The sequence below is a fragment of the Achromobacter xylosoxidans genome (assembly GCF_014490035.1).
Lineage (GTDB): Bacteria > Pseudomonadota > Gammaproteobacteria > Burkholderiales > Burkholderiaceae_B > Achromobacter > Achromobacter bronchisepticus_A.
In genome coordinates, this window is record NZ_CP061008.1 from 1122991 (window position 1) to 1139093 (window position 16103).

Annotated in this window: 16 protein-coding genes; 7 read left to right on the forward strand and 9 right to left on the reverse strand. The window is 66.6% G+C overall.

The window, feature by feature from the left end; translation table 11 throughout:
• Window positions 1-2 precede the first annotated feature (2 nt).
• The gene (locus tag IAG39_RS05145; RefSeq protein ID WP_054451836.1) at window positions 3-749 is read left to right on the forward strand and encodes a citryl-CoA lyase; all 747 of its coding nucleotides are present in this window, start codon (window positions 3-5) and stop codon (window positions 747-749) included.
• Window positions 750-768: 19 nt separating this feature from the next.
• Here the strand turns inward: IAG39_RS05145 and IAG39_RS05150 are convergent, their stop codons facing one another.
• A complete protein-coding gene (locus IAG39_RS05150; RefSeq protein WP_118931309.1) occupies window positions 769-1428 on the reverse strand; it encodes a glutathione S-transferase family protein in 660 nt (219 codons plus the stop codon).
• A 137-nt stretch (window positions 1429-1565) separates the two neighbouring features.
• Entirely contained in the window at window positions 1566-2528 is a 963-nt protein-coding gene (locus IAG39_RS05155) for a LysR family transcriptional regulator (protein WP_118931308.1), read from the reverse strand.
• A 113-nt stretch (window positions 2529-2641) separates the two neighbouring features.
• Here IAG39_RS05155 and IAG39_RS05160 point away from each other — a divergent pair, with 113 nt between their 5' ends.
• From IAG39_RS05160 to IAG39_RS05180, 5 genes are all read left to right on the forward strand, one after another.
• Window positions 2642-3160: a thiamine pyrophosphate-binding protein gene (locus tag IAG39_RS05160; protein WP_191295103.1), complete on the forward strand. Its 519-nt coding sequence runs from the start codon at window positions 2642-2644 to the stop codon at window positions 3158-3160.
• Between the two features lie 2 nt (window positions 3161-3162).
• Window positions 3163-3768, forward strand: coding sequence for a thiamine pyrophosphate-dependent enzyme (locus IAG39_RS05165; RefSeq protein WP_165867752.1), 606 nt, complete (start codon window positions 3163-3165; stop codon window positions 3766-3768).
• A complete protein-coding gene (locus tag IAG39_RS05170; protein WP_118931306.1) occupies window positions 3765-5390 on the forward strand; it encodes a GMC family oxidoreductase in 1626 nt (541 codons plus the stop codon). The genes IAG39_RS05165 and IAG39_RS05170 overlap by 4 nt, the downstream gene beginning before the upstream one ends.
• Window positions 5391-5408: 18 nt before the next feature.
• Entirely contained in the window at window positions 5409-6386 is a 978-nt protein-coding gene (locus IAG39_RS05175; protein ID WP_118931305.1) for a Bug family tripartite tricarboxylate transporter substrate binding protein, read from the forward strand.
• A 125-nt stretch (window positions 6387-6511) separates the two neighbouring features.
• Window positions 6512-7732 carry a hypothetical protein gene (locus tag IAG39_RS05180; protein WP_118931304.1) on the forward strand — a complete coding sequence of 407 codons (1221 nt, stop codon included), beginning with the start codon at window positions 6512-6514 and terminating at the stop codon, window positions 7730-7732.
• Window positions 7733-7744: 12 nt separating this feature from the next.
• Here the strand turns inward: IAG39_RS05180 and IAG39_RS05185 are convergent, their stop codons facing one another.
• From IAG39_RS05185 to IAG39_RS05195, 3 genes are all read right to left on the reverse strand, one after another.
• Window positions 7745-8962, reverse strand: coding sequence for a hypothetical protein (locus IAG39_RS05185; protein ID WP_118931303.1), 1218 nt, complete (start codon window positions 8960-8962; stop codon window positions 7745-7747).
• 51 nt (window positions 8963-9013) lie between these two features.
• Complete coding sequence (locus tag IAG39_RS05190) at window positions 9014-9973, reverse strand: LLM class oxidoreductase (RefSeq protein ID WP_223283269.1); 960 nt, start codon at window positions 9971-9973, stop codon at window positions 9014-9016.
• 98 nt (window positions 9974-10071) lie between these two features.
• Complete coding sequence (locus tag IAG39_RS05195; protein ID WP_118931301.1) at window positions 10072-10695, reverse strand: glutathione S-transferase family protein; 624 nt, start codon at window positions 10693-10695, stop codon at window positions 10072-10074.
• 119 nt (window positions 10696-10814) lie between these two features.
• Here IAG39_RS05195 and IAG39_RS05200 point away from each other — a divergent pair, with 119 nt between their 5' ends.
• Window positions 10815-11690: a LysR substrate-binding domain-containing protein gene (locus IAG39_RS05200; protein WP_118931300.1), complete on the forward strand. Its 876-nt coding sequence runs from the start codon at window positions 10815-10817 to the stop codon at window positions 11688-11690.
• Window positions 11691-11721: 31 nt separating this feature from the next.
• Here IAG39_RS05200 and IAG39_RS05205 read toward each other — a convergent pair whose 3' ends face one another.
• Genes IAG39_RS05205 through IAG39_RS05220 form a run of 4 tightly spaced genes read right to left on the reverse strand, consistent with a single transcriptional unit; the run spans window position 11722 to window position 16088 of the window.
• The gene (locus IAG39_RS05205) at window positions 11722-13107 is read right to left on the reverse strand and encodes an amidase (RefSeq protein ID WP_165867751.1); all 1386 of its coding nucleotides are present in this window, start codon (window positions 13105-13107) and stop codon (window positions 11722-11724) included.
• On the reverse strand, window positions 13104-14111 hold the full coding sequence (locus IAG39_RS05210; RefSeq protein WP_118931298.1) for an ABC transporter ATP-binding protein: 1008 nt from the start codon (window positions 14109-14111) through the stop codon (window positions 13104-13106). Before IAG39_RS05210 ends, IAG39_RS05205 begins: the two co-directional genes overlap by 4 nt.
• Window positions 14108-15178, reverse strand: coding sequence for an ABC transporter ATP-binding protein (locus tag IAG39_RS05215; RefSeq protein WP_118931297.1), 1071 nt, complete (start codon window positions 15176-15178; stop codon window positions 14108-14110). The genes IAG39_RS05210 and IAG39_RS05215 overlap by 4 nt, the downstream gene beginning before the upstream one ends.
• A gap of 16 nt (window positions 15179-15194) precedes the next feature.
• The gene (locus tag IAG39_RS05220; protein WP_059371471.1) at window positions 15195-16088 is read right to left on the reverse strand and encodes an ABC transporter permease; all 894 of its coding nucleotides are present in this window, start codon (window positions 16086-16088) and stop codon (window positions 15195-15197) included.
• Window positions 16089-16103 lie beyond the last annotated feature (15 nt).

Sequence of the window (16103 nt, forward strand, 5' to 3'; positions counted from 1 at the left end):
AGATGTTCGACAGCAAGATCGGAGGCGGCGACGCCCATACCATCCTGGTGCGAGGCCATGACCTGGTGCAGGACCTGTTCCAGCGCGATTTCATCGACGTGCTGGCCCTGGAGCTGCTGGGCGAGTTTCCCACGCCCCAGCTCAAGACCATGCTCAACCTGTTCCTGGTGAGCGCGACCGACCACGGCCTAACGCCCAGCGCCTTGTCGGCGCGGCTGACCCTGCACGGCGCGCCCGAGGCCATGCAGGGCGCCCTGGCTGCGGGATTGCTGGGCGCCGGCAGCCGCTTTCTCGGCGTGATCGAATACGCCGCGCGCTTTCTGCGCGACGCCCTGCCCAAGCAGGACAGCTACACGGACGAGGAACTGCGCCGCTATGCCGAGGAATGCGTCGCGGCCAACAAGGCGGCCAAGCGCAAGATTCCCGGCGTGGGGCATCCGATACACGTGGATGGCGATCCCCGTTGTGAAAAGATGTTTGAGATCGCCAGGGACTGCGGCTATTACGGCAATTATTCGCGCTTTGCCGTGGAGCTGGCCGCCGCCGCGGCGCGCCAGTCCGGCCGCAAGATTCCGCTGAACGCCACCGGGGCCAAGGGCGCCATCGTGCTCGACATGGGCCTGACGCCTGAATTGGGCAAGGCCTTGACGATGATCGGACGTTCGGTGGGCCTGATGGCGCACATCATCGAGGAACAGAAAAACCCCATCGCCCAGAAAGTGTGGGACATGGCTGCCGGCAACGAGTGATGCGTCTGCCGGGCCGGATTCAGTCCCGGTCCGGCGCGCCCAGCGGGAACAGCGGCCGGTAGGGCCGCGCTTCTTCCACGGCTCGCGCGAACGAAGGACGCGCCAGCAGGCGAGCCCGATAGGCGCGCAACGTTGGATAGGCGTCGGCGATACGGTGCGTCCAGTCGCCATAGAAGAGCGAGGGCGCGGCGGCGCAGTCCGCCAGGGTGAAGTCCTCGCCAGCCGCCCAGGTCTTGCCGGCCAGATGCGTTTCGAGCCATGCATAGGCGACTTCCAGCTTTTCCACCGCCAGGGCCAGCGCTTCCCGCCGCTTGCTCTCGTCGCCCGATAGCGCGCCGCCTACCGCATGCTGCGTCCAGCTCATGACGTGCAGGTCGAAGAACCGGTCCAGGAAGCGCACCTGCAGCGCCGCCCTGGGATCGGCGGGCAGCAGGCGCTGCGGCCCGGGATGCTCCAGCTGCAGATGTTCGATGATGATGCTGGTCTCGGCGATGTTGCGGCCGCCGTCTTCCAGCAGCGGGAACTTGTGCAGGGGCCAGCGGCGCAGCCATTCGGCCGCGTGCTCTGGCGTGTCCGGGCCGATGCAGCGGAACTCGAACGGGGTGCCGTTTTCGTACAGCGCGATCAATACCTTTTGCGTGTAGGAAGAGAACGGATGGCCGTAAAGCGCGAGCGGCATGGCGGGGTCTCCTGGCGGGATGGCGACAGACGATGCCTAGCATCGCCGAGACGAGAAACAACCGCAACAAGTAACTTCAAACCTTTTGTGTCAACCATCGAAGCGCCCACAGTGACGGTGTTCCAGTCGCGGGCGGATTAGTCGATGGCCCCTTTGGGGGGTGAAGACTGGCCCCTGAGGATATCGAGCAATTCCTTGACAGGATGACGCATGGCTTCCGGGCCGCTGCGCGTAATCAACGCCAATGGCGGCATGGTGGCGCCTGGCCTTACGTCAAGAATGACCATGTCCTTGTTCAGCCTGGTTTCCTCCAATGCATGTTGTTCCCGCATGGGTCCGATGCTGCCTGGATCCAAACGAAGAAACGTCAACACCGTTAGCGTGGAAAGACATTCGATGCTGGGCTGAGGGGGCGTGACGCCCTCGGTCAGGCAGGCCGCTATGACCGCGCGTCGCAGCAGCGATCCGCGTGGCGGCAGGATCCAGTCTTCGTTGGCAAGACGGGCCCAGGATATTTTCTTGCGGCGTGCAAGCGGGTGGGTACGGGTCGCCACCACGCTAAGGCGGTCGCTGGCAAGCAGGTGGACCTGCAGCCTGTCCAGCCGTTCATTGTTGAACTCGTCCGGCGCGAGCGCGCCGACGATGCAGTCGAGCTCTCCTCGCAGCAGCTCCGCGATCAACAGATCGATCTGGAACTCGCGGATCTGCACGGCCAGCCTGGGCAGGCGCCGGCGCAGTTCCACGATGCCGGAGGGCAGCATGTTGGATCCCGAGAACGTTCCGATCCGGATCAGGCCCGACCCGCCGGATCTCATGATGGCCGCTTCTTCCTGGGCCGCGCCCAGCCCCGCCATCAAGACATCCGAACGGCGCATCAGTTCAGCGCCGATGTGGTTCGCGGCGATGCCGCGCGCCATGCGGTCAAAGAGCGGACCGCCGAAGACCTCCTCGATCTCCTTGATCATGCGCGTCACGGCTGGCTGGGACAGATGCATGCGCTCGGCAGCGGCGTGCACCGTGGAAACTTCCCGCAAATGGCCGAGCAATTCCAAGTGACGGATCCTCAGGCGTTTGAGCAGGTTGGAATCAGCGTTTTCCATTATTTTTCCGATCCGTTTTTCGTATCGATAAATCAATTTATATGAATGGTGAATTATTGATCGGATTCCTAGAATTTGGATCACCGCGTAAATGAGACGACACCGTGACCGCCATGCCTGCCTCCATACCCGCTACCGCCATCGTCGAACGGCTCGACGCGCGCGGCTTCCACAAAATCGTGACCGTGCCGGACTTCGTCCAGCTCTCGGTCCATGACCTGATCGACAGGACGCCGCGCTTTCAGGTCATCCGGTGCTCGGACGAGAACCAGGCCATCCATGTCGCGGGGGGGCTGCATATCGGCGGACACAAAGTCGCCGTGCTGATCCAGAACCAGGGTTTGCTCAATTGCCTGAACAGCCTGCGGGCCGTGGGCCTGGACGCGGGCTTGCCCATGCTGTTGATGATCGGCCAATTCGGCAGGGAGTTTGCCAATGTGGGAAACGACCCAGCCCGGTCGCAGCGCCGCGTAGTCAATCTGGTGGAACCCGTCCTGGACGTCATGGGTATCGACCATTGGCGCCTGGACGGCCCGCAAGATTTGCCGAACATCGACACGGCAATCGACTCCTGCGCCGCGCGGTCGGGACCTGCAGCAGTATTGATCGGCCACTACACCGCCTGGAACTAGCCATGAGCATTTCGACGCAAGACGCTTGCAAGATCATTCAAGAAGTCAGGGGCGACGCTATCGTGATCAGCACCATGTCCGCCATGCACAGCATGGACCAGATTGCCCCCGACTATGCCTTCGGCCTTTCATCGGTTCCGCTGATGGGAGGCGCGGCCGGACTTGGGCTGGGCTTGGCGCTTTCCTTTCCGGAGCGCAAAGTCATCATTCTTGACGGTGATGCCAGCTTGCTGATGGAGCTGGGCGTACTTGCCACGGTGGCAGGCATGCGTCCGTCGAACTTCTACCATTTCGTGTTCGCCAATGGCGTGCAGTTCAATGGCGGCGCGAATCTGGCGGTGGCGGGGGACGGGCGTGTCGATTTCAGCGCGGCGGCGCTGGCCTCGGGCTACGCGGGCGCGGCCCGGTTCACGCAGGCCCACGAGTTTCGTGCGGGCATAGGCGCATGGCTTGCCGCGCCTGCGCCCGCGCTGATCGAGCTTGAGATTGAACCGACTCCGGCGCGATTCGGTCCGCAGCTTGCGCAGCCGGAACAAGGCGATGCGCGTTTCGCGCGCATGGGAATGGAAGCGCGGCGGTTGATGCGCGCGCTGGGAACGGCACAATGAACTCGCCCGAAATCGTGGATTATGTCGTGATCGGCGGCGGGTCGGCGGGTTGCGCGGTGGCGGCTGGACTGGCCAGGTCGGGCAAGCACAGCGTCGTATTGCTCGAGGCAGGCCGGGCCGAGCGCAGCATCTGGACAAGAGTGCCCGCAGGGGTTGCTTATCTGATCCGCGACGAACGTGTCGTGAGGAAGTTCTACACGCAACCTGAAGCCCGTCTCAAGGATCGTCCGATCTATTGGCCGCGGGGCCGCGTGCTAGGCGGCTCGTCCACCGTCAACGGCATGATCTGGGTGCATGGCGATCCGCAGGAGTACGACCGCTGGCGCGATGAGTATGGGCTGTCTGGCTGGGACAACCAGTCCTTCAAGGCCTACTTGCGGCGAGTCGAGCGATTTCAGGCGGGAGATTCCGCCAGCCGCGGCCGGCAAGGGCCGGTTGTCGTGAGTGAATATGGCCCGCGCCAGCCGCTCATGGATGCGTTCGTGGCCGCCTGCGTGCAGGCTGGAATTCCGGCGAACGCCGACTACAACGGCTTGCACTACGAGGGCGTCGGCTACCTGCAGATGAACACCCGGCGAGGTCTCCGGGTCAGCGCTCGCGACGCGTATCTTGCGTCGCTGCCGCGCCGGAGCGCATTGCAGGTGATCACGGACGCGCCGGCGGAGAAGATTCTGTTCGAAGGCAGTCGCGCATGTGGCGTGGAGTACCGCAGGGGCGGAGCGCGCGGCCGTGTCATGGCCGCCAAGGAAGTTATCCTGTCGGCGGGCGCCCTGCAATCGCCGCAGTTGCTGGAGCTTTCCGGCGTAGGCGATTCGCAGCGTCTCTCCGGCTTGGGCATATCCGTCCGGCATCATGCGCCGGCCGTGGGCGAGGGCTTGCGCGATCATCTGCATGTGCGGCTGACCTACGAATGCCGCAACGCGCGTACGCTCAATCAGATCGTGCCCAGCACGTGGCGCAAAGCGCTGATGGCCCTGCGCCTGGCCGCCTGCGGGGATGGGCTGATGAGCAGCGCGAGCGCCGTCGCTCACGCCTTGGTCCGTACCGATCCAAGCCTCGCGCAGCCCGACGCCAAGCTGCAGTTGCACTATCTTTCCAGCGTAGATGCCAGGACCGCGGGCAAACTGGTGCTCGACGACTTTCCCGGATTCTCGATCGGCACCTTTGCATTGCGGCCGCAGTCGCAAGGCTCGGTGCACATTACTTCGAAAGATCCCGACGCGGCTCCCGCCATCCATGGCAACTATCTCGACCATCCCGACGATGTGCACGCGACGCTCGGCGCGTTGAGGCTCGCGCGCCAGGTGGCCGCGCAGCCGGCGCTGTCGGAGTTCGTCGTGCGGGAAACGAGGCCCGGGCCTGACTGCACTTCGGACGAAGCCTGGCTGGATTACGTCGGCTCGCTGGGTCAGACCTCGTATCACCCCATAGGCTCTTGCCGCATGGGAACCGATGCCGCATCCGTCGTGGATGAGCGGTTGCGCGTGCGGGGCGTTTCCTGCCTGCGCGTGGCGGATGCCTCGGTCATGCCGACCATGCCGTCGGCAAACACCAATGCTCCCTCGATCGCCATCGGGGAGAAAGCGGCGGACATGATTCTGGAAGATGCAGTACACCCATAAAAATCTTTGAGACAAGCCATGAAAAAGCACATCAGAGGACTGATAGTTCTTGCGTCACTTTGCGGCGTCGCGTTACCTGCATGGGCGCAAGGCGATGCCGCGTATCCCACGAAGCCGATCAGGTTGATCGTCCCATCGCCCGCCGGCGGGGAGCCTGACACGCTGGCAAGACTGGTCGCCCAGCAGATGAGCGCCGATCTGCGGCAGCCCGTCATCGTCGAGAACAAGGCAGGCGCTGGCGGATTGATAGGCATCGCCGCCCTGGCCAATTCCAAGCCGGATGGCTACACGATAGGCGTTTCGTACCAGGCGGCCTTGTCGTTGTCGCCGCACCTGCTCGTGAAGAAGCTCTTCGACCCCTTGAAGGACATTGCAGGGATCGGGCTGATTTCGGTTTCCGGCAATGCGCTGATGGTTCCCGCGAAGTCGCCCATATCTTCCTATGCAGACCTGGTACAGCGCGCCCGGGCCAACCCGGGAACGATGAATTTCGGCTCCTGGGGGGATGGCAGCGCCGGACACATCAGCGGTGAGATCATGAAGCGGCACGCCAACATCAGCATGCAGCACGTCGCCTACAAGGGATCGAGCGAAGCGCTGATGGGCATGCTGGGCGGCGATCTGGACGCGACGTTTGGCGGCTGGGCGCTGGCCTCCGCGCAGGCGAAGGCAGGGGCTGTCCGGATCCTGGCCGTGACGTCTCCCGAACGGGCCGGCATGTTCCCCGATGCTCCGACGTTCCAGGAACTCGGCATACCGTTCGGCCTTAATTCCTGGTACGGCGTGGTTGCGCCCGCAGGCGTACCCGCGCCGATCATTGAACGCCTGCAGGCGTCGGTGGAGCGAGCGGTCGGCCAGGAATCGGTCGCGACGAGCCTGAAATCGATGGGGATGCAGCCACGGTCGTCCACTGCGGCAGAGCTACAGCAACGCATCAAGAACGACTATGAGGTTTGGGGCAAGGAGATTTCCGCGGCGGGCATCAAGCCTCGCTAGCCCGCAAATCCGCTTCCTGATCCAGAACCGAACTGGAATTAGCGTTATCCTGCCGCCAGACTAGATCGTCGGCTGCCATGCCTACCGGGATGGCGCCGATGCCGCAACCGGCGAGGACTGCGCACTTGAAGCAAATCCGGCACTACCTGTTTGGCATCATCGTCTCCATCCTGCTGGCGGGACTGCTGGCATTCCTGGGCGTCGTGTTCGTTTCCACCCCGAACCTTGGCTGGGGCGCGCAGGCGCTGTTGAGCTATGGCGTTTTGTTCGGCGGACCGCTGGCCGTGGTGCTGGCGCTGTGCTGGATCGTCTACATGGTGCGCGACAAGGGCCAGGTGCCCGGGCGCGTCCACGCGTGGATGTTCCTGCCCACCGTGCTGGCGCTGGCCATCGTGCCCGTCAGCGACTCCATCGAGCAGGGCAAGTGGGACCGCTTCCAGGCGTCGCACCCTGCGATCCAGGAAGCGCACGTCAATCTGAGCGGGCGCACCATCTGGACGGACAGGCGCGGCGGAAGCGTGTCTTCGGGCGCGTCGCCGTACCTGGAGTCCGGGTCGGCGGCGCACTCCATGTTTTCGCGTTTCAGCCGCTATCCGAACCAGGGGCCGGCGGCCAGCGAGGCTTTTCCCTACGAGGGCGCGCGCCTGAAGGATGGCGTGGATCGCTACGTGTACTCCAGCCAGGACGGAACGCCCGGCGCGTCCGTGCCGCTGAAACGCGCGCCGTATCCCGATCTGGGCAAGCTGCCCTCGGCGTCCTCGCAGGGCGAGGCGGAGCTGGTGGTTTATCACTATTACCACTATGCCGATCACGTCGAGGTGGCGCCGGGCATCGCGCGCTTCGCTGGCACGACCGACGACCGGATGGAGGCGGCCGGGATGCCCGGGGTGGCGATATTCGGCCTGCAGAACCTGACGCCGCAGACCATCGCCCGGGTGGAGATCGATGGCCAGGCCTACGACATGGGCTCGGAGGCGGCGCGCAGCGTGCTGCCGCGGCCTTGCGATCTGGCGCGTGGCGGCAGCCCGGTATTGCTCGATCTGGAGCAGCCCTTGCGAGTGCGTTGGCAGACGCTGGAAGAGCCCGGGACCTGGCGCGAGGCCACCGTGAACGTGCCGGCCTTCAGCGCAGCGAGCAGCAAGGACCCGGGCAAGGGCCTGCAGCGCGTGCGCCTGTACTTCCTGCCCGATGAGACGGTGGCCGCCGAACGCTACAGGGAGATCCGCGCGCGCGGCGAACTTTCCGTCCGCGCCACCGGGCTGCCCGCCGCGGCGCAAGCCTATACGGGCTGCGGCGGCGCGTATTCCGGCTACAACCCGCAGACCGTGAAGCTGCTGGGCAACTGAAGGCTGCGCGCGCTACACGTCTTCGACGCGTTGCGAGGGCGCAAGGGGCGTGCCGAGGTCCAGCATGGCGTAGATCCGCTGCGTGAACCGCTGCCGCCGCGTGGGCCTGCCCATGCGCCAGCGCGTGTCCAGCCATAGCAGGGGCAGGGCGAAGCCCAGCCACACGATGAAGAAGAGCGCCAGCAGGAAGACAGCCAGTTCGGGAAAGTCCCGGAACGAACCGTCGTCCGGTCCGGCGAAAAACTGCAGGCCGACCACGAACAGCCAGGCCGTCAGCAACAGCGCGCCTATCAGCTTGAGCATGCGTGCGCGCTGGCTCATGCCGACGCGGATGGGCGTGTCCCTGCCTTGTTCGCCGCCGTAGTAGCGGTGGCACATATAGCAGCGGCCGTCTTCCAGATTGCGCAGCGCGTAGACGGCGCGCCGGCCATCCTGGTGGACAGGGGCCGTGCGCACGGCCAATTCGACGCGGTCGTCCTCGGCCAGGAAGGGCAGCGCGTCGCCGAACGCTTCCTGGGCGATCATCGCGTAGTTCACGCCGTTGACCGTGTAGCGGTAGATGCCATAGTTGGGCCCTTTGTGGACCTGGCGCATTTCATGCGTGAGGCCCACGAGATGGCCCCGCACGTACCCGATGGGCGGCTCGCCCTCGTCCTGAGTCGATAGCGGCTCCAGGCGCGGCGGCTTGGGCGGCGGCGCAGGCGTGCCGGCAGCCGGCCTTTGCTTGGGATCGAACAGCGCCTCGCTCGCCAGGATCAGGGGGCGGTGGCGGCGGTTGTGCCAGAGGCCGTGCAGGGCCGACCCCGCCACCACCAGCGCCACCAGCGCGACGACCAGCGAGAAGACCATCAGGAACACGCGCGTCAGGCTGGCGATGCCGAGCAGCCACGCCAGCCACACGAACGCCGCGCCGATCGCGCCGCCGATGGCAACCTCGTGCCAGCCGCGCCGCTTCAGGGTCTGGTAGTAGCGCGGCGGGATCGGTTCTCCGCGCGCCGGAACCGCCCAGGAAAAAACGGCCAGCCCTTCGTCGTCGTCCATCACGCCCAGGCGCGCCGGGATGCCCTGCTGATGCAGGCGCTGCAGCTGGTTGATCTGCGGCGCCTGCAGCCCGGCGGCGATCACGCTTTCTGTGCCTACGCGCAGGTACGCATCGTGCCGCGCGAGCGGCACCGCGAGGCGGATCTGATCGATGGTTCCTTCGAGTATGCGGGCGGAGGGCTGCGCCATGACGGGATGCGGGGTGGAAACCGTCAAGGATAGCGTAGCGGCCTGCGTGGGTTACCAAGCGTCCGGCAAAGTGCCAGGCCCTTCATGGGTGGGGAAATGCGGCAGTACTTCTTCCGCCAGTTCCTGCAACACGTCCGCCGCGGGCCGTTGCGAGAACTGGATGCCCAGCGCTGCGTGATTGACGCCGGCCGTCCGCCATTCCTCCAGCAACGCGATCAAACCCTTTCTGCCTGTGCGCAACACGAACCCGTTGCGCAAGGGCGTACGCGGATGATCGGGGTCGTCGACCAAGTCCAGCCATTCATTGGTCATGTGCGGACGGAAGCCGCCGTCGGGGATCATGGCGCGCCAGGCGCGGATTATTTCCGCCAGGCGTTGCGGTCCCATCTGGGTATGCGTGGCGTCAGGATAGGTCAGCCAGCCATCGGCATGTTCGGCGATCCATCGCAGCGACTGGCCCGAGGAACCGGTGACGATCAGCGGTATGTTGCCCGCGGCCGGCTTGGGCAGGAACTCCGCGCGGCTGAAGCGTCCTAGCGGCGAATCGATCTCCAGATGTCCTGGGCGCATCAGCTGGCGGAAGTACGAGACGGCTTCTGCGAACCGCGGTCCGCGTTCGTCATGCCGCAGCCCATAAGCGGGAAATTCGGCAGGCCGGTCTCCCGAGGCGATTCCCAGCACCAGCCGGCCGCCCGACAATTGGTCGATGGTGCTGGCCGCCTTGGCCAGATCGATGGGGTGGCGCAGGGAAAAGATTGCGCTGCCCGTCGCGAGGGCGATCTTCTTCGTTTGCGCCGCCAGAAACGCCAGGTAGGTAAACGGATCGAAGACCTGGCCTGCATCGCCGAAGGAAGGGGAGTACAAGGGCACATCGCGCACCCAGACGGCGGCAAACTCCTGCCGGTCGATTTGCCGCACAAGTTCGGCTTGCCCCGCAAGGACCGCCATGCTGCCTTCATAGAAGCGCAGCGGCAGGAAGATGCCCAGCGTCAGGCGCTCGGGCGCGAACATCCGCCGATAGCCGGGGTGCGCGGAAAAGGCGAAGTATGACGCGCCCGCCGCGCCGTGGAGAGAGTGGGTGGTGTCCATTCCGACTGTCCTCGTTTCCTTCAAGCGCCCGTTGCCGGCGCGGGCAGGGTGATACCTTTGGCGACCGCGGGCCGCGCAGCCACGCGTTCGTGCCACGCGGTCAGGTGCCGGTGATGGCTGAAATCGAAATCGATGATCCGCGCGATGTGGCTCCAGCCGAAATGCGCGATGTCGGCGATGGAGTAGGCGTCGCCGGCAAGATAGGGATGGTCGGCCAGCCTGCGGTCCAGCACCGCGAGCGCATCCTCGGTCAGGCGTTGGTAGCGTTCAAGCGCGGCGGCGTTGCGCGCCTTGTCGAAGACCTCGAAGTTGACGCGCTGTCCGATGATGGGACCGACGCTGCTGGAATGGAATTGCAGCCACTTGATGGTTTCCCAGCGGCCCCGGGTGTCCGCGGGCAGCAGCCTCCCGGTCTTTTCCGCGAGATACAGCAGGATGGCCGCCGATTCGAACAACGCCACGCCGGTTTCATCGTCGGTCAATACCGGAATACGGCCATGCGGATTCAGGGCCAGAAAGTCGGGCTGGCGGTGCTCGCCCTGCGCGATGCGCACATGGTGCAGGCGGTAGGGCAGTTCCAGTTCTTCCAGCGCGATGGTGGCCTTGTAGCCATTGGGAGAACTATCGGTGTATAGATTCAGCATGGGCTTGCTCATTTAAGATTGGCTAAATATTGCGGTTGCGCGGCGGCAGTGAAATTCTCTGTCTTGAGCGGGATCGGGTACAGCGATGATTTCTCACTTTTGAATTTAGGAAAACTAAAATGACGGCAACGCTTCCCTTGCAGGCGCTGCGCACCTTTGTCGAGGTAAGCCAGCGCGGCAGCATCACCGCGGCGGCGCAGGCTTTGCATGTCACGCCCGGCGCCGTCAGCCAGCAGATCCGGCTGCTGGAGGACCGGCTTGGCATCGCCCTGCTGGTGCGCGAACGCCACGGCATGCGCATGACGGAGGCGGGCGCCGAGGCGTATCCGATGCTTAGCGCGGCATTCGCGCAGATCGACAAGGCGGTGGACTTGCTGGCCGCGAAGCAGGCGCGGCAAAGCCTGACCGTCAGCACCGTGGCGACGTTCGCGGCATCGTGGCTGGTGCCCCGCCTGGGGCGCTTCAAGGAACGGCATCCGCACATCGAAATCCGGGTGGAGGCGACGCCTGCCCTGGTCGATCTGCGGCGCGATCACGTCGATGTCGCCCTGCGCCACGGACTGGGCGATTACCCGGGACTGGATGTGGTGCCGCTGATGGCGCCGGTGCTGGTGCCGGTGGCCGCGCCAGGCTACGCCGCAGCGCTGGTCGAAGCGGCAGACTGCCTGGATTACCCGCTGCTGCACGACGCGGACCGCGCCGACTGGCCATTGTGGTTAAGCGCGCATGGCGTGGCCACGGATCCCCGGGCGCAGCGCGGCAATGCGTTCGATGACGACTTCCTGCTGATCCGCGCGGCGGAAGCAGGCCAGGGACTTGCGCTGGTGCCCGCCGCGCATGCGCAGGAAGAGATCGCGGCCGGACGTCTGGTGCAGGCGCTGGACAAGCCCTGGCCCGCGCGATTCGCCTACTACGCCGTAAGCAGGCCCGGCGCAGTCCGGCGTCCGGAAGTCCGAGCCTTCATCGACTGGATCGTCGAGGAGGCCGGGGCGTGACCTCTACGGCCGTTTGCGTGGCAAGGAGTCTTCAGGCTTCGAAACGCCGCGCCGCCTGCAGCAGCAGGTGCTCGCTGCCCGCGCGGCCCAGCAGTTCCAGCCCGACGGGTATGCCGCTTTCCGTGAAGCCGACGGGTACGCTCAAGGCCGGCAGTCCCGTCACCGCCGCGAGCAGGCCATTGCCGCCGCGCTGGGCTTGGCCCAGCAGCACCGGCGCGCCACGCACGCTGGGATAGGCGAGCAGGTCCAACTGGCCATGCGCCATGGCAGCCAACACGTCGTCGCGCAGCGCCTGGGCGCGGGCCAGCACCGCGAGGCGCGCGCTGCCATCAGGATCGCGCAGCGCATCGCGCTCGCGCAGCAGCGGCGCGACTTCCGGGTGGGGATAGCCGCCGTCCAGGATGTCGGTCAGGCTGCGCACGGGCAGACCCGCATCACGCAGGCAGAGGGCCAGCGCGTCGCGGAATTCGTAGCCGGTGACGTTGGCGGCCGTCAGGCGCGCGTCTCCCAGCGCCAGCGCGACGGGCTGGACGTGTGCGCCGTCGGCTTGCCAGCCGGCGAGCGCCGCGCGGACGTGGCGCGATACCTCCAGTTCCGCGTCGGCTGGGCCGAAGAATGCCTCCAGCGTGCCTATGCGCCAAGCCCGGTCCGCGCCGCGCGCGTCTTCGCGTTGTCCCGCCAACACCGACCACAGGGCCGAGATATCCGCAAGGCTGCGGGCCAGCGGACCGACCGTGTCCAGCGTCGGCGACAGCGGCACTACGCCGGCGTTGCTGTAGCGCCCGGCCGTGGGCCGCAGGCCCCAGACCTGGTTGAAGGCAGCGGGGATGCGGATCGAGCCGCTGGTGTCGGTGCCGATTGCGGCCGCCGCGAAGCTGGACGCCGCCGCGACCGCGCTGCCGCCGCTGGATCCGCCTGGCACGCGCGCGGCGTCATAGGCGTTGCGCGTGCGGCCGGATAGTGAAGAAACGTTGGTGATGCCGCAAGCCAGTTCGTGCAGCGTGGTCTTGCCCAGCATCACGGCGCCGGCTTCGCGCAGCCTGCGCACGACGTCGGCGTCGCGTTGCGGGCGGCGGCCGGCCAGCGCCAGCGAGCCTGCGGTGGCGGGCATGTCCGCGGTATCGATGTTGTCCTTGAGCAGAAGGGGAATGCCATGCAGCGGCCCCAGCGCCGCCCCGCGCAGCCTCTCCCTATCCCGATCGGCGGCCTCGGCCAGCGCCGCGCCGTTCAGCGCGATGACCGCGTTGAGCGCTGGCCCCGCCTGGTCATGCGCCGTGATGCGCGCCAGGTAGGCGCGCACCAGGTCCACGGCGTTGAGCGTGCCTGCCGCCATGGCGGCCCGCAACTCGGCGATGCCGCGGCCAAAGACCGGGTCGTCGCCCGGCAGAGGACCCGCCAGCAGGCGCGGCGCGCTCATCGGAAGTGGCACGCCACCCATTGCTGCCCGCCGTTCGAGCTATCGGGCCGCTGCGTCAGGACCGGCTGCTTCTCCTTGCACACTGGCTGCGCCAGCGGGCAGCGCGTATGGAAGCGGCAGCCGCTGGGCGGATTCGCCGGGCTGGGCGGATCGCCCTGCAGCAGCTTGCGCTGCGCGGGCTTGTGCGGATCGGGAACCGGGACGGCCGACAGCAGGATCTCGGTGTAGGGGTGCAGCGGGCGCGAGAACAGCGTGTCGCGGTCGGCGACCTCGACGATGCGGCCCAGGTACATCACCGCCACGCGATGGCTGATGTGGCGCACCACCGCAAGGTCATGCGCCACGAACAGGTAGGCGATGCCCATCTCTTTCTGCAGGTCCATCAGCAGGTTGATCACCTGCGCCTGCACCGACACGTCCAGCGCGGACACCGGCTCGTCGCACACGATCAGCTTGGGCCGCAACGCCAGCGCGCGCGCAATGCCCAGGCGCTGCCGCTGGCCGCCGGAGAACTCGTGGGGAAACTTCTTCATCGCTTCCGGACGCAGGCCGACCTTGGAGAACAGCCAGGCGATCTCGTCGGCGCGCGACCGGCCGCCCGAGGCCGGGAAGTTCTGCAGCGGCTCGCCGACGATGTCGCCTGCCGTCAGCCGGGGGTTCAGCGACGCGTACGGATCCTGGAAGATGATCTGCATGTCGCGCCGGCGGCTGCGCATCTGCTCGGCCGACAGCGCCAGGATTTCCTCGCCTTCCAGCCGCACGGATCCCGAGGTAGGCTGGATCAGCCGCAGCACGGACTTGCCGGTGGTGGTCTTGCCGCAGCCGGACTCGCCCACCAAGGCCAGGGTCTCGCCCCTGGCCACGGAGAAGGACACGCCGTCCACGGCCTGGATGACCTTGCGGCGCGGCTTGAACCAGCCGCCCGCGCCGGGGTAGTGCATCTTCAGGTCGCGTACTTCCAGCAAGGGCGTGGCCGGTGTGGCGGGCGGGTTGCGGGCGCTCATGCTTGGACTCCAGTCAGGGCGGCGCCGGGCGTCGCGGAAGCCGCCGCCTGCGGGGCGGGTTGCGCGGCGACGCGCGCCGCTTCATGGCAGGCCACCACGTGGTCGCTGCCATGTTCCAGCAGCTGCGGCGCTTCGGCACGGCAGCGGTCGGTGGCGTAGGCGCAGCGCGGGGCGAAGCTGCAGCCTTTGCCCAGTTCGCTGGGCGCGGGCACCATGCCGGGAATCTCGGCCAGGCGCTGTGTCGATGCGTTCATCGACGGCATCGACGCCATCAATGCCCGCGTGTACGGATGCAGGGGGCGGTCGAACAGTTCGGTGACGGGCGCTTCTTCCACCTTGCGGCCTGCGTACATCACCGCCACGCGGTCACAGCATTCGGCCACCACGCCCAGGTCGTGGGTGATCAGCACGATGCCCATGCCCAGGCTCTGCTGCAGGCTGCGCAGCAGGTCCACGATTTGCGCCTGGATGGTCACGTCCAGCGCCGTGGTCGGTTCGTCGGCGATCAGCACTTCGGGATTGCAGGCCAGGGCCAGCGCAATCATCACGCGCTGCCGCATGCCGCCGGATAGCTGGTAGGGGTACTCGTGCACGCGCCGTTCGGGTTCGGCGATCTGCACCAGGCGCAGCATTTCCTCGGCGCGGCGGTAGGCCTCACGGCGGCCGAGCTTCTGGTGCAGCATCACCGTTTCCGCGATCTGCCGGCCTACCGTCAGCACCGGGTTCAGCGAGGTCATCGGCTCCTGGAAGATCATCGAGATCCGGTTGCCGCGGATCTGGCGCATCTGCTTTTCGGTCAGGCCCAGCAGGTCGGTGCCGCGGTAGCGGATCTGGCCGCCGGCATAGCGCCCGGGCGGCGTCGGGATCAGCCGCAGGATGGACAGCGCGGTGACGCTCTTGCCGCAGCCGGACTCGCCGACCACGCCCAGCGTGCGGCCTGCCTGCACCTGGTAGGACACGCCGTCCACCGAGCGCACGGTGCCGGACACGGTGTCGAAGTAGGTGCGCAGGTTGTCGACTTCTAGCAGCACGTCGCCCGGGGCGACGGCGGCGGGGGATATAGCCATGGCGTGCTCCCGGGTCTTAGCGTTGATTGGCCAGGCGGGGGTCGAGCGCGTCGCGCAGGCCGTCGCCCATCAGGTTGATTGCCAGCACGGTGATGGCCAGCAGGATGCCCGGGTACAGGATGGTGTAGAACGCCACCGCCACGTAGTTGCGGGCGTCGGCCATCATGTTGCCCCAGCTGGGCACCTGGGCCGGCACGCCTACGCCCAGGAACGACAGCACCGCTTCGGTCAGCACCGCGGTGGCGGCGATGAACGTGGCCTGCACCACCAGCGGCGTGACCATGTTGGGCAGCACGTGGCGGCGCAGGATCACGGGCAGGCGCGTGCCCACGGCGTGGGCGGCTTCGACGTAGAGCTGTTCGCGCAGCGTCAGCGCGAGCGAACGCACCAGACGCACCACGCGCGGCACCTGCGGGATCGCGATGGCGATGATCACCGTGGTCAGGCTGGCGCGGATCACCGCCATCAGGGCGATGGCCAGCAGGATGTCGGGAATGGCCATCATGCCGTCCATGATGCGCATGATGATGGCGTCGGCCCAGCGCACGAAGCCCGCCAGCAGGCCCAGCACCACGCCGACCGCGGTGGCGATCAGCGCCACCACGATGGCCACCACGAGCGACACGCGGCCGCCCCAGACCACGCGGCTGAACACGTCGCGGCCGAGCGCGTCGGTGCCGAAGTAATGCTCGGCCGACGGCGGCTTCATGCGTTGCAGCGGATTGATGCTGATGGGGTTGTGCGTGGCGATCCAGGGCGCGGCGATGGCCAGGCCCGCCACGATCAGCAGCAGCGCCAGGCCCAGGATCAGGGTGGGGTGCTTGCGTACCCAGCGCCAGCGGCGCCCGCTGGCACTGAGCGCCTCGTGCAGCACCACGGGCGGGCTGGCGGAAATCGAGCTTTCTGACATGTTTCTTTCCTGCGG

What these genes read in the sequence shown, in the direction of transcription:
- IAG39_RS05145 (WP_054451836.1), top strand. Translation starts at nt 3, where the DNA reads ATGTTCGACAGCAAGATCGGAGGCGGCGACGCCCATACCATCCTGGTG.
- IAG39_RS05150 (WP_118931309.1), bottom strand. Translation starts at nt 1,428, where the DNA reads ATGCCGCTCGCGCTTTACGGCCATCCGTTCTCTTCCTACACGCAAAAG.
- IAG39_RS05155 (WP_118931308.1), bottom strand. Translation starts at nt 2,528, where the DNA reads ATGGAAAACGCTGATTCCAACCTGCTCAAACGCCTGAGGATCCGTCAC.
- IAG39_RS05160 (WP_191295103.1), top strand. Translation starts at nt 2,642, where the DNA reads ATGCCTGCCTCCATACCCGCTACCGCCATCGTCGAACGGCTCGACGCG.
- IAG39_RS05165 (WP_165867752.1), top strand. Translation starts at nt 3,163, where the DNA reads ATGAGCATTTCGACGCAAGACGCTTGCAAGATCATTCAAGAAGTCAGG.
- IAG39_RS05170 (WP_118931306.1), top strand. Translation starts at nt 3,765, where the DNA reads ATGAACTCGCCCGAAATCGTGGATTATGTCGTGATCGGCGGCGGGTCG.
- IAG39_RS05175 (WP_118931305.1), top strand. Translation starts at nt 5,409, where the DNA reads ATGAAAAAGCACATCAGAGGACTGATAGTTCTTGCGTCACTTTGCGGC.
- IAG39_RS05185 (WP_118931303.1), bottom strand. Translation starts at nt 8,962, where the DNA reads ATGGCGCAGCCCTCCGCCCGCATACTCGAAGGAACCATCGATCAGATC.
- IAG39_RS05190 (WP_223283269.1), bottom strand. Translation starts at nt 9,973, where the DNA reads ATGTTCGCGCCCGAGCGCCTGACGCTGGGCATCTTCCTGCCGCTGCGC.
- IAG39_RS05195 (WP_118931301.1), bottom strand. Translation starts at nt 10,695, where the DNA reads ATGCTGAATCTATACACCGATAGTTCTCCCAATGGCTACAAGGCCACC.
- IAG39_RS05200 (WP_118931300.1), top strand. Translation starts at nt 10,815, where the DNA reads ATGACGGCAACGCTTCCCTTGCAGGCGCTGCGCACCTTTGTCGAGGTA.
- IAG39_RS05205 (WP_165867751.1), bottom strand. Translation starts at nt 13,107, where the DNA reads ATGAGCGCGCCGCGCCTGCTGGCGGGTCCTCTGCCGGGCGACGACCCG.
- IAG39_RS05210 (WP_118931298.1), bottom strand. Translation starts at nt 14,111, where the DNA reads ATGAGCGCCCGCAACCCGCCCGCCACACCGGCCACGCCCTTGCTGGAA.
- IAG39_RS05215 (WP_118931297.1), bottom strand. Translation starts at nt 15,178, where the DNA reads ATGGCTATATCCCCCGCCGCCGTCGCCCCGGGCGACGTGCTGCTAGAA.
- IAG39_RS05220 (WP_059371471.1), bottom strand. Translation starts at nt 16,088, where the DNA reads ATGTCAGAAAGCTCGATTTCCGCCAGCCCGCCCGTGGTGCTGCACGAG.